5 protein-coding genes are annotated in these 13744 nt (G+C 44.2%); all 5 read right to left on the minus strand.

What is annotated here, in order from left to right; translation table 11 throughout:
* Positions 1–149 precede the first annotated feature (149 nt).
* Positions 150–2543 (minus strand): ABC transporter permease, encoded by a 2394-nt coding sequence (locus tag MusilaSJ_RS11515; protein WP_274990079.1) that lies wholly within the window; start codon positions 2541–2543, stop codon positions 150–152.
* Between the two features lie 75 nt (positions 2544–2618).
* Positions 2619–4979, minus strand: coding sequence for an ABC transporter permease (locus tag MusilaSJ_RS11520; protein WP_274990080.1), 2361 nt, complete (start codon positions 4977–4979; stop codon positions 2619–2621).
* A gap of 429 nt (positions 4980–5408) precedes the next feature.
* Positions 5409–7784: an ABC transporter permease gene (locus tag MusilaSJ_RS11525; RefSeq protein ID WP_274990081.1), complete on the minus strand. Its 2376-nt coding sequence runs from the start codon at positions 7782–7784 to the stop codon at positions 5409–5411.
* Between the two features lie 227 nt (positions 7785–8011).
* The gene (locus tag MusilaSJ_RS11530) at positions 8012–10381 is read right to left on the minus strand and encodes an ABC transporter permease (protein ID WP_274990082.1); all 2370 of its coding nucleotides are present in this window, start codon (positions 10379–10381) and stop codon (positions 8012–8014) included.
* 456 nt (positions 10382–10837) lie between these two features.
* Positions 10838–13618 carry an ABC transporter permease gene (locus MusilaSJ_RS11535; RefSeq protein ID WP_274990083.1) on the minus strand — a complete coding sequence of 927 codons (2781 nt, stop codon included), beginning with the start codon at positions 13616–13618 and terminating at the stop codon, positions 10838–10840.
* Positions 13619–13744 lie beyond the last annotated feature (126 nt).

Below are 13744 nucleotides of genomic sequence, written 5' to 3' on the forward strand. Positions count from 1 at the left end.
AACGAATTAAAGAATTTTGGGAATTTGCCTGGCATTCGGTTAATTCATTAAATTCTATAAATCCAGGGTCAGAAAACTCCCACCCCCGTTGCCGTGAGGGCACGACAACGGGGTAAAAACTGATCTTTAATTTTTAATCACTAACCACCCTATTCCGTTTTCAAACTTTTTACCGGGTTCATTGAAGCTGCTTTTATACTTTGATAACTTACCGTGAGCAACGTTATAGCGATAGCTCCTATTGCGGTGAGGCCAAATATCCACCATGATAAATCGGCCCGGTATTTATAATCCTGCAGCCAGCCCTGCATAAAGTAATAAGCTGTTGGTATGGCTATCAGTAATGATACCGACACCAGGAGCACAAATTCTTTCGACATTAATTGCCATAGGCTGAATATTGAAGCGCCCAGCACTTTGCGTACACCAATCTCCTTAGTACGTTGTTCGGCCATGAACGATGCCATCCCAAACAAGCCCATGCAGCTGATAAAAATGGCAAGCAGCGTAAAAAAGCCGGCCAGCTTGCCAATGCGTTCTTCATTGCTAAACTTACGGGCATACTCCTCGTCGGTAAATTTATATTCAAAAGGAGTACCGGGCGCATATTTTTTAAACATGGCTTCAATTTTGGCCAAAGCGTCATGCGCGCTCATCTTAGGGTTCAGGCGGATGTCAAGCAGGCTAAAATCATTTTTATCCAACAAAAACACCGATGGCTTAACCGGCTCATATGGCGACGACATCACCATGTCTTTGATTACACCAATGATCTTAAACTTCTTAAACCAATCTACCGTTTCGCCAACCGGGTGCTTAAAGTTCATGAACCTGGCGGCCGACTCATTAACGATAATACCCAGCGAATCGGCAAGGTTATTCTTTTCAAAATCACGGCCGTCAACAATTTCCCACTGGGCTACTTTTCCAAACTCGGGGCTAATAGTTATTGTACCAAAATCATCCTGTAAACCCGCTGGCTTATCCCGCCAGTTAAGGCCGCTGTTATTTGAATAAACGCCTGTAAGCGGACTGCCAGACTCGGCCATTTCAATAATAGCGCCGGATTTAAGCAGATCGGTCCTTACCGCTTCAAAGTGCTTATGGATCTCGTTCGTGCGCATGTCCATCTGCACAAGCCCCGTGCGCTCATACCCAATAGGCCTGTTCTTGGTAAACTGCACCTGCCTGAAAACAATGATGGTACCAATGATTAGGGTAACCGAAACTGTAAACTGCAATACAACAAGCACCTTACGTGGTATAGCGGCAAAACGCCCGGCCTTAAAAGTACCTTTAAGCACCTTAACCGGCTGAAACGACGACAGGTAAAACGCAGGGTAGCTTCCTGCTATTAAGCCTGTAAAGATGCTGAAACCTAACCCCATCAACCAAAATACAATATTGCCCCAAAGCACATGCATTGTTTTATCGGCTACGGTATTAAACCAGGGCAATATCAACTGTACCAGCAATATAGAAACTCCAAAAGCAAACACGGCGATCATGAGCGATTCAATAAAAAACTGGCTGATCAGCTGGCTCCTTAACGATCCTACCGTTTTACGGATCCCCACTTCCTTGGCCCGTTTCTCGCTCCGGGCGGTGCTCAGGTTCATGAAATTGATACAGGCCAGCAGCAGCACAAACACACCGATGATGCCAAACATCCATACAAATTTGATATCACCACCAGTATTAAACCCACCTTTAAACTCCGAGTACAGGTGCCATTTGCTCATGGGATGTAAGAAAACCGCAGCCTTAAAACTCACGCCCACATTATCGCCCTGGGCTTTAAGACCGTCAAGTTTTACATTCCTGATCTCTGCCGATACCTTATCCAAATTGGCACCCGGTTTTAGCTGAGCGAAGATTTGCCAGGAATTATTGCCCCAGCGCGTACGGGCATTTTTTAACCAGGGCATCGTGGTCATGTACAGATCCCATGGGGCAACAAAACCAAGATCCCGAAAATTGCTGTTATGCGGTATATCCTCATACACTCCCGTTACCTTAACATTCCACTCGTTATCAATTTTAATGGTCTTGAGCATCGGGTCGGCATCGCCAAAAAGCGCTTTAGCCAGTGATGCAGAAAGCATAACAGATGAGGGATCTGCCAGGCCCGAACGTGTGCCTTTCAGCATTTTGAGGCTAAGCAGGTCAGGTGCTTCGGCCTGCATGTAGTTCCCTTGTTTGGTGAGCTTTTTATCATCATAAGCCATAATATGCGTATCCGTCCAGGTTGAAAGCACTACATATTTAAAGTCATGCTTAAAATCGTCCCGGAGTTTATACCCGAGCGGCATAGGCATGGCTGTTTGCGCGTCGGTAACACCATTAAAGGTTTGATTTTGCCACACCTGCACAATACGGTCATAATTGTCAAAACTCTTATTGTATGATAACTCATCCCAGATCCAGAGGCCAATGAGTACGGCTACCGCCATCCCCACCGAAAGGCCCGTGATATTAATAAACGTATGCGCCTTGTTCTTAACAAGGTTTCGCCACGCAATGGTTAAATAGTTTTTAAACATGGTTCATTGGTTCAATTGTTCATTAGTTCATTGGTATCCCCTTCTCCTAACCTATAATCTCCAACCTCTAATCGCTTATTCCGATCGCAAATTCTTTACAGGGTTAGCCAGCGCTGCTTTTATGGCGTGATAGCTAACCGTTAATAAAGTGATTACCACAGCGCCAACTCCTGATGCCGCGAAGATCCACCAGGTTATGGTCGACCGGTATTCATACTTATGCAGCCAGTTGTTCATATAATAGTATGTTGCAGGAATAGCTATAAAGAGTGATATGGTAACTAAAACCACAAACTCGGAGGAGAGCAACCGCCACAAATTAGCCACCGAAGCACCCAATACTTTGCGTACCCCTATCTCCTTGATACGTTGTTCGGCAACAAATGAAGCCAGGCCAAATAAGCCGAGGCACGATATAAATATAGCCAGCACCGCAAATATGGTAGCAAGGTTACCTATCCGTTGCTCATCCGAAAACTTGCTCGCGTACTCATCATCATTAAACTTAAAATCAAACGGGCTGCCGGGGTTATATTTTTTGAACACCGGTTCTATCTTTTTTAAAGCCTCCTGCATGGGCATGGTTGGTTTAACCCTTAGTGTTATGAAATTAACCCAGCCCGGCAGCATCATAAATACAGTAGCTACAGGTTTTTTGTAAGGCGATTCCATCACCATATCCTTCACAACGCCCGTAACAATGTGATCCTGTTTATTCCACCTGATCACTTTGCCTACCGGATTTTTAATGCCGCTCATTTTCACTGCCGATTCGTTCAGGATAAAGGCGCCGGTATCCGTTGGGAAGTTTCTTGAAAAATCCCGCCCTTGGATAATTTTCCAGCCTACGGTATGCCCAAAATCATAAGTTGCAGCAACGGTACCAAAAGTTGGGTCGAACCCTGCAGGCTTGCCCTCCCAGTCAAAACCTCCGTTATTTGCCCAAATCTCTGTAGTAGTACTGTTTGATTCGGCCATATCCTCAACCGCACCGGTTTGGATCAGGTCGTTACGCATAGTTTCATAATGTCCGTAAATCTCAGGAGTCTTCATTTCGATAGAAAGCAAGCCCGCACGCGAATAACCGACCGGCCTGTCTTTAGCATACTGGATTTGCCTGAACACAACGATAGTACCTATAATCAGCGCTATGGATACCGTAAACTGCACAACAACCAAAACCTTACGCGGCAGAGACGCAAAACGGCCTACCTTGAAAGTCCCCTTTAAAACCTTCACCGGCTCAAATGATGAAAGGTAAAATGCCGGATAACTGCCTGCTATGACGCCTGTAAATAAGGTGAAACCCAAAGCCAGGAGCCAAAACCAAACATTGCCAAATGGCATATTTATTTGTTTATCGGCAATATGATTAAATGATGGCAGCGCAACCAAAACTATACCCACCGTAACCACCAGCGCCAAACATGCAAATATTACCGATTCGCTCAAAAACTGGTTGATGAGCTGTGAGCGCATGGAACCGATAGACTTTCTGATCCCCACTTCCTTAGCACGTTTCTCACTTCGGGCAGTACTCAGGTTCATGAAATTGATACAGGCCAGTAACAATACAAATACCCCGATAATACCAAACAGCCAAACCATTTCAATAAGTCCACCAACAGGTTTGCTGTTTTTAAAATCGCTGTACAGGTGCCATTTGCTCATGGGATGCACCTGTATACTTTCATCATTCATCTTAAAGTGCGGCTTGGTGATATTCCTGATCTTGGCCGATACTTTATCAAAATCCACGTTATCAGCCAGCTGAACATACAATGAGCAGCCATGGTTATCCCATGCTCCTGTTTGTGTGCCCCACCAATTGTTTTTATTAAAAAAAGGCATCAGGAACTTTGTTTCATAAAACGAGGTATTGCGCGGCAAGTCTTCATATACGCCTATAACTTTTAGGTTTGTTTTATTATCAGCCTTGATAGTTTTATTGACTGGATCTGCATTACCAAACAGCGCTTTGGCAATTGATTGAGATATAACTATTGATGAAGGATCCCTGAATTCGGTATAACTACCTTTTACCATTTTCAATGCGAGCATGGCCGGCAAATCACCTTCGGCCCAGGCCCCAATTTGTGATATCTTTTTATCACCTACCGCAAGAATATGCGCCCCACCCCAAAAAAGCGAAGTATGTTTAAAATCGCTGGCATACTTAGTGCGCAATTCGGCACTCAGCGGCACCACGGTCGATCGAAAAGTAGGCGTTTCTCCATTTGCCGTTTGTGTAACCATAATCTGCCCCATGCGGTTATAGGTGCTATGGTACTTATCAAACGATAACTCGTCCCAGATCCAAAGACCGATAAGCATGGCCACCGCCATCCCTACCGATAAACCCGCAATGTTAATAAAGGCATGCACCTTGTTTTTAACAATATTACGGAACGCGATTTTGATGTAATTCTTTAACATGATTATAGTTCATTGGTTCACTTGTTCATTAGTTCATTGGTGGCCTATCATTTAGTCATTGTTGGAGGATAACCGCATGCTAAGCAAATAGGCTCTGTATAGTATGCTGTTGCTTCGTCGCTTCTACTATAATGACATGATCATAAGCTATCAATTATTAGGTGTGTTTTTAATCTGCGTTATAATATGGGCGTTGCCTGCGGCCCGGGCTTTCCGTTGCAAGTCCTCGCCTTTCCTGCCCACAATCCAACCCGCGCTGTGGGCTTTACACTGCAATCCCTAACGCGCCCTCCGCACACCATCGCTAAAATATATTTTACATATCATCACGGTTTTTTCCAGGTTTTCCCTGATGGTTCCCTGCAATGACATAAATTGTTATTTGGTAATTCCGAAATCAAAAATCCGATATCCGAAATAATTAATCTATTATTCTGATCTCAAACTTTTTATCGGGTTGATCAGCGCTGCTTTAATACTTTGGAAACTTACAGTTGCCAGCGCTATCAAAATAATTAACGTGCCCGATAGTCCAAACATCCACCATTGTACCTGTGTACGGTAAGCGTAACCCTGCAGCCATTTTGAAGCAGCATACCATGCTATTGGTGAAGCAATAAGTAAGGCGATTACTACCAGTAACATAAACTCCGTTGATAAAAGCCTGAACAACGAGCCTACACTCGCGCCCAGTACCTTGCGGATGCCTATCTCCTTTACACGTTGTTCGGCTGTGAACATGGCTAAGCCAAGCAAGCCAAGACATGATATAAAGATGGCTAAAAAGGCAAATGCGTCCGATAGTTTACCAATCACCTGCTCGTTTTGGTATAACTTCTGATATTCCTCATCCGAAAAATTGTAATTGAACGGGAAGGCCGGATTTAGCTGTTTGCACAACTTTTCCATGCTGGCCAGTGCTTCGCGGGTTTTGCCGGGCTGCGTACGTAACAGGATACTGCCATAGTTTTCGTTTTCGGCACATCTTAACACCAATGGCTTAATTTCTTCATGCATGGAGTTAAAATGAAAATCTTTGATCACACCTACAATTTTGCCATGTTTGCCCCAAAAAGTCAGCGGCTGGCCTATTGGGTTTTTATACCCTATCCTTTTCAGCGCGGCTTCGTTAAGGATATAGCCAACAGAATCCGTCGGGAAGTCTTTCGAAAAATCGCGACCCTGCAATACTTTGATCTTCATAGTTTTCACAAAATCGTATCCTACCGATGCCTGGGTGAACTGGATATTAACATTGGGGTCCTTACCTATCCAGTCAACACCGCCCGTTCCATTCTGGATATTGGTTGGTGTATTGGTGATCCGCGTAATTGATTGCACCCCGGGCATTCTCAAAGCCTCTTGCTTAACGGTGCTGTATTTGGCTGTCAAATCACCTTCAAGCGGAATATAAACCAGGTTTTCGCGGTTATACCCTAAATTTTTCGACTGGATAAAATTCATCTGCCCCGCTATAACTATAGTACCGGTAATCAGCACAACTGATAGTACAAACTGAAACACCACCAACCCTTTACGGAACAAAGTAGTACCGGTATCAAGCTTCAGCGCTCCTTTGAGCACTTTAACCGGATTGAACGACGACAGGAATAAAGCCGGATAACTCCCCGATACTAAACCGGTTATTAGTGTAATTGCCACAAGTTTGAACCAAAAAGCAGCATCATGAAAGGGCAATTCAATTTGCTTTTGGGTTACCTCGTTAAACAACGGCAACAACAGTACAAGCAATATCAGGGAAACCAAAACCGAAAGTGCGGTAATGAGCATCGACTCGGCAATGAACTGGCCTATTAAAGCCGAACGCACGGCACCTACTACCTTGCGTACCCCAATCTCTTTAGCCCGCTTAACTGAGCGGGCTGTAGTTAAGTTCATGAAGTTGATACAGGCTATCAGCAAAATAAACACCGCCACTATGCTGAAAATACGTACATATTCAATACGCCCTCCTACAATTTTTCCATCTTCAAAATTGCCCCGCAGATAAGTATCGCTATAGCGCATCATCCCCAGGTCGATGATAAAAGTTGATGTTTTACGGTTTGTACCGTTATAAGAATCTAAAAAATGAGGGATCTTTTTAGCAAACTTCACCGGGTCGGCATCCGGGCGAAGCATAATAACAGCGGCTGGCCCCTGGTTGCCCCAGTCGCGCGCCCAGGTGTTTTCATCCAAAAAGTTATACCAGTTCATCACAAAATCAAACTTTTGCGAGCTGTTATTCGGCATGTCCTCATATACAGCAGTAACTGTAAAATCTTTAGCGTTTTCATAGCGGATTGTTTTACCAATGGCCGCCTCTGCGCTGCCAAAAAACCGGTTAGCCATTTTACGTGAGATGGACAAGCTCTTTGGGGTATTTAATGCGGTTTTGGCCGAACCCTGAAGCAGTTTATAACTAAAGATTTTGAAATAATCTTCGCCGGCGGAGGTACCGCCAATCTTTAATATTTTATCGCCTGCCTGGAAGGTATTCCACTGGTCGAAACCCATATTTGCACCGTACTGTACTTCCGGGAATACTTTTTTCATCTCTTCGGTAGTGTGGCCCGGAGTATTGTAACTACCATGCAGCTTATGGTCATACTTTTGTAACTCATAAACTGCATAGATCCGTGACCCATTTTTAAACCACGAGTCCATATCCAGCTCATTCTGCACCCAAAGCATGATGAGCAGGCTGCACACCAAGCCCACCGAAAGCCCCGCAGCGTTAATAAACGCATGCGTTTTATTACGCAGCAAGTTACGCCAGGCTACTTTTAAATAGTTTTTTATCATATGCTTAGTTCATTGGTTCACTTGTTCATTAATCCATTGGTCCTTTTTGCCAAACTATATCATTACGAGCGTAGCGCGGCAACTCCGCCGCGTTTGGATTGCCGCTATATAACTTCGTGCATTAGCTACGAAATTGCCGCATCGAGCTCATGCACTACCCATATTGTTGCACGACATATTTTATATTACTAATTCCGAAATCGAACATCCCAAATCCGAAATCAAAATCACTCCGCCTTCAAGCTCTTCACCGGGTTCATCCTCGCAGCTTTTATGGCTTGTGTGCTTACCGTTAGCAGGGCTATTACCATAGCCAGCACACCGGCCAGGGCAAACATCCACCAGCTTATAGATACACGGTATTCAAAGGCTTGCAGCCATTTGCTCATGCCCCACCATGCTATTGGCGTGGATATTACAAGGGCTATCAGCACCAGTTGTACAAAATCTTTCGACAATAACTGCACAATACCCGTTACACTGGCGCCGAGCACCTTACGTACACCTATTTCCTTACTGCGCTGTTCGGCACTGAAAGCTGCCAGGCCAAACAGGCCAAGGCAGGATATCACTATCGCCATCAGCGTAAAGGCATTAATAATTTGCGACAAGGTAACTTCAGTTTCATACTGCTTTTGCACCTCGGTATCTAAGAAAGAATATTCAAATGGTGCGTCGGCTATGTCTTTACGCCACAGCGCTTCCATTTTGCCCAGCAGCGATTTATAGTTTTTGCTATCTGTTGATACCACCATCACATTAAACTGCCTCGGATCATTACGGTAAACCAGCATAAACGGCTTTACTTCCATATGCAGGGAGTTATAGTTAAAGTCCTTCATTACCCCGGCCACTTCAACAAAGGTCACCGGGTCCGGATCATATTGGGTATACAATCGCGTCCCCGGAGCAGTCTGCGGGTTTAGTCCCAGGCGCTTACATAAGGTTTCGTTAATGAGTACCCGGGTAGTATCCCCTATCCGGAAATCCCGGCCGGCAATTATTTTTATGCCGTTCGCTTTGGCAAAAAATTCGTCGGTATTAATATTTTGTGCGTCGATAGCGGTAGTCATGTTGCCACCGGCTGGGTAAACCCCATGATCATGTGGTACAAACTGGCTCAGGTAATTATCAGCGTTGCTTACGGTTTTAACTTCGGCCAGTTGCCTTAAATCATTTGCAAAATTTTTCATTTTGCCTTGAGTAGTACCGGTATAAAAATTAAAGATGAGCTTTTGATTTTGGTCGAAGCCAAGATCTTTATTCTTTACGAAATTGAGCTGACTGTAGATCACAATAATGCCTGTTATAAGCACTATCGACAGCACAAACTGAAACACTACCAATGATTTACGGATCCCTGCTGCCGAAATATGACTGGTAAAATTGCCTTTGATCACCTTGATAGCCTTAAACGCCGACAGGTAAAATGCAGGATAGCTTCCGGCCACAAAGCCGGTAACCACAACTATGCCCATCAGCATTAGCCAAAGCCTGTAATTGCTAAAAAACGATAAATGAATATCGGTATGGGTTACCTGATTTAAATATGGCAGCAGCAATACGAGTAATGGTAAAGCTATGGCTACACCCATAAGCGTCAGCATAAATGATTCGCCTAAAAACTGCTTCATCAAATCGCCCTGGCCGGCGCCTATCACTTTACGTACACCCACTTCTTTAGCACGTTTGGATGCACGCGCGGTCGAAAGGTTCATGAAGTTGATACAGGCCACTACCTGTATCAGTACAGCCACCAATATCATGATATACAAAAACGATGGATCGAGTGTTTTTGTAAGCTCGTGCTCGCGCCCCGGCGTTGTATGTATGGTAGTTACAGGCTGCAGGTGCAATACTTTTTTCATGCCTATGGCTTTCAGTTGGTCGGCACCGTATTTATTTAAAAAGTCCGGAAGTTTTTTTTCCAGCGCAGCCGCGCTGGCATTGGGGCGGAGTTTTACATAAGCATATAAAAAGTTATTCCCGGCCCAGGCGGTATTCCGCCTTACATACTCGCCCAAACCACCGCCGTTCATGGCCATAAACATGCTGGCATGAATGTGCGACCGGCCGGCACTTTCGTCAACAACCCCCATAACCTTAAAATCATGCTTACCGAATGAATTGTCGATAGAGATCATCTTGCCCACAGCATTTTCGCCGCCGAAAAGCTTATCAGCAACCGGTTTCAACAATACAATACTATAAGGTTCGGATAGCACCTTATTAGCATTACCACTAACAAAATGGAAGTTGAACACATCAAAAAAGGTGGAATCCACATAAGCAGCATCCTGCTGATAAAATGATTTTTCTTTGTAGCGTAGCAGGTGCTGCTTGGCCCCAAATCCATCGGTGGTTACCAGGCGTGTAAACTGCAAAACCTCACCAAAATCATTTTTCATAGCTGGTGTAATGGGTGGCGAACTGGTAGCGCTGTTATGCTTATCGCCGGTTAACTCAAGCGAGGTAGTTATGCGGTAAATATCCTTAACATCTTTATGCTGCTTATCATAGCTATACTGATCCTGCACGTAAAGTAAAATGTACAGGCAGCACAGTGTACCTGTGGCTAATCCTACTATGTTTATCAAACTAAAGGTTTTGTTTTTCAACAAAAATCGCCATGCTGTTTTTAAATAACTTTTAATCATCTTATTGGTTCATTAGTTCAATGGTTCATTAGTTCACTGGTGCTTATCGCATAATTGTCTGAACCTGGATTTGAAGGATTTCCGGATTTTTGGATTTATTGATCAGGCCAAAATCCCGAAAATCAAAAAAAACCAGTTCAGGCAAATTCCAAAATCGAACATCCGATATCCGAAATCAATATTGGCGTTACCTTCGGCCCGGGCTTTACGCTCATACTGCACAGGCCTTAGCCACAGGCCGGTATCTGCTTCAATCCCTAACGCTGTCTGTCCGAACCTGGATTTGAAGGATTTTATTGATTTCGGGATTTCTCAGTCTGACTAATAAATCTTAAAATCCGGCAAATCCCGGTTCAGACAAATTCCGAAATCGAACATCCGATATCCGAAATCAAATCATTCCGTCTTCAAACTCTTTACCGGGTTCATCAGTGCTGCTTTAATACTTTGATAGCTTACCGTAACCAGCGCTATCATAATTGCCGCTATACCCGCCAGGGCAAACATCCACCAGCTCAATGGCACACGATAGGTAAAATCCTGCAGCCATTTGGTCATAGCATAATAAGCTATAGGTGTAGCTATTACAATGGCGATGAATACCAATTTTACAAAATTCATGGATAGCATGGTGGTGATGTTACCTATGGTAGCGCCCAGTACCTTGCGAATACCGATTTCCTTGCTCCGCTGCTCGGCCATGAAAGCAGCTAAGGCAAACAGGCCAAGGCAGGCTATGATAATGGCCAATACCGCGAAACTGGTAAAGATGCGGCCCATGCGCTGTACGTCGGCATACATACTGGCAAAACGTTCATCCATAAAAGTATAACGGATAGGCTGGTTTGGTGCAAACTGTTTCCAGGTTGTGGTGATCTGTGCCAGGGCGTTCTTTACATCGCCTGCTTTTATTTTTACCGATACTATCGACTCACTTGCCGACAAATGAAGCACCATGGGTTCAATGCCATCACGCATGGATTCAAAATTGAAATCCTGTACCACACCAATAATGGTTTTAGCCGGACCATAGTTGACGATCTTTTTACCTATAGGATTTTTGAGGCCAAGCTTTTTGGCCATAGTTTGATTAATGATCACCGCCTGCGAATCGGTTTTCATGTCGGGGTTAAAGTTGCGGCCAGCTACCAGCTTAATACCCAAGGTTTGCAGGTAATCATGATCTATATCCCAAAACTGGCCGCCAACACCGGCTTCCACTTTTTGCTTACCATCATTAAAAAACTGGTTTCCATTACGCTTGGTACCCGAAACCGGCAGAAAATCGCTGACAGAGGCACTTTTAACGGTCGGCAGTTTTAACAGTTCATTCTTAAATGCCTTTACCTGGTTATCAAGCGTATTAGTACCCTGGATCATTAACACCTGGTCTTTTTCAAACCCCACTTTTTTATTAAGGATGAATTGCATCTGGTTATAGATCACCACTGTACTGATGATAAGGATAATGGACGTTGCAAACTGAAAAACCACCAGCACATTCCTGAGCGCAGAACTTTTACTACCGGTGCTTAGCTTTCCCTTAAGCACCTCGGCAGGCTTAAAACCCGACAGGTAAAACGCGGGATAAATACCGGCCACAATGCCAATCAAAAATGCCGATGCCAATACCACCGGAACCAGCCACCATTGCGCCCAGGGCATATTTAGTGACTTGGATGCCAATACATTAAAATAAGGCAAGAGCGCCCATGCCAATATCAACCCTAAAACAAAAGAGCAAAAGCTGTATAATAACGATTCGGTAAGAAATTGCCTGATCAAACCGCTGCGTTGTGAACCAACCACTTTGCGCAGGCCCACCTCCTTGGCCCTGTTAGCCGACTTGGCGGTTGATAGGTTAATAAAGTTGATGCAGGCAATCACCAAAATAAAGCCTGCTACTGCGCCAAACAGCCAGATAAACCTGATATCTCCGTGCGCCATACCATCATGGATATCATATGAGCGCAAATTGATATCCTGGATATTCTGCACTTTCATGCTAAATATGTCCATTACCCGGCCTGCCCGCTTGTCGCCGTTTTTGGTCATGTTGGGCACATAATAGTTTTTAAGAATATTAGTGCTAACCTTTTTTTCAAAAGCCGGTATGTTGGTACCCGGTTTCAGTGCCATATAAATATGATAGTTATTGGCATCCCAGGTAGCTTGCTCTCCGTTCCAGAACTCAACACCGGCAAGGGTTATTAAAAATTTAAAATCGTGCAGGTGCGAATTATTCGGCATGTCCTGCATTACAGCGGCTATTTTAAAGGGCTTGGTTTTGTTATTGTTCAGGTACATCACCTTGCCTACCGGATTTTGACCGGGAAAATATTTATCGGCCTTGCTTTTTGAAATTACCATGCTCAGTGGCTCCGTGAGCGCATGTTTAGCGTCACCGTAAACCATCGGTACGTTCAATATATCAATCAGGCCCTGATCGGCATAGGCAAAACCGTCTTCGTGGGTATTGTCGGCCTGGTCGGCTCGTTTCAGTTCATTGCTGCCAGCGCCCCAAAACAACGAATTAGGCATTAAACGGCCTGATTTTTCCACTTCCGGAAAATCCTGGTTAATCACCTTTCCCATAACCGATGGCCAGTCAACACCTTTTTCATGTAAACCGCCATCATGATAGTCGCCAATTAAGCGGTAAACATTGGCGGCATTGGGGTAGCTTTTATCAAAGCTTAACTCATCGCGAATGTACAGAGCAATTAGCAGGCAGGCCGCAATACTAAACGCAAAGCCGCCGATTTTAATAGCAGTATACATTTTTTGCTTGCGCAACTGTCTTAAAGCGACCTTTAAATAATTTTTAATCATGGCGGTGCTATTTAAAAAGGGGCTATGTTGTTTTAATTTTTCAGTGCTGTTATAGTTAGTCTGCATAGTTTTCACCGGTTTAACCGGAGAAGGCGTTTCAACTACCGCTGATAACCCTGTGCCTTCCATATCTTTGATTTTTGCCTGGATCCTGCCAAACAAAGCCGAACCGTCACTCTTTGGCTTTTCCTCTCCATCATCCCACCATTTCGACATTAACCTTAGCTGGCTATGCAGCACCGGGTTTTCGGCCAGCAAGGCATTTAGCTCTTGCAACTCCTTTTCCGAAGCTTCATTAGCCAATTTCTTTGAAGCCAGGCTCCAAATGTGGTCATCCAAGTTCATCTCTCAAACAGGCGTTAGTTTATCAAAAGATAGAATACAACTGTTACTTTTGAATAAAACATGTGCCACTTATGAAACCATCTGAATATCAAATACTTATACAAAAACCACCGTTATTACTGTACG

Source organism: Mucilaginibacter sp. SJ (genome assembly GCF_028993635.1).
GTDB lineage: Bacteria > Bacteroidota > Bacteroidia > Sphingobacteriales > Sphingobacteriaceae > Mucilaginibacter.

Bases quoted from the DNA above. Each gene is read 5' to 3' on its own strand.
- MusilaSJ_RS11515 (WP_274990079.1), bottom strand. From the start codon at position 2,543: ATGTTTAAAAACTATTTAACCATTGCGTGGCGAAACCTTGTTAAGAAC.
- MusilaSJ_RS11520 (WP_274990080.1), bottom strand. From the start codon at position 4,979: ATGTTAAAGAATTACATCAAAATCGCGTTCCGTAATATTGTTAAAAAC.
- MusilaSJ_RS11525 (WP_274990081.1), bottom strand. From the start codon at position 7,784: ATGATAAAAAACTATTTAAAAGTAGCCTGGCGTAACTTGCTGCGTAAT.
- MusilaSJ_RS11535 (WP_274990083.1), bottom strand. From the start codon at position 13,618: ATGAACTTGGATGACCACATTTGGAGCCTGGCTTCAAAGAAATTGGCT.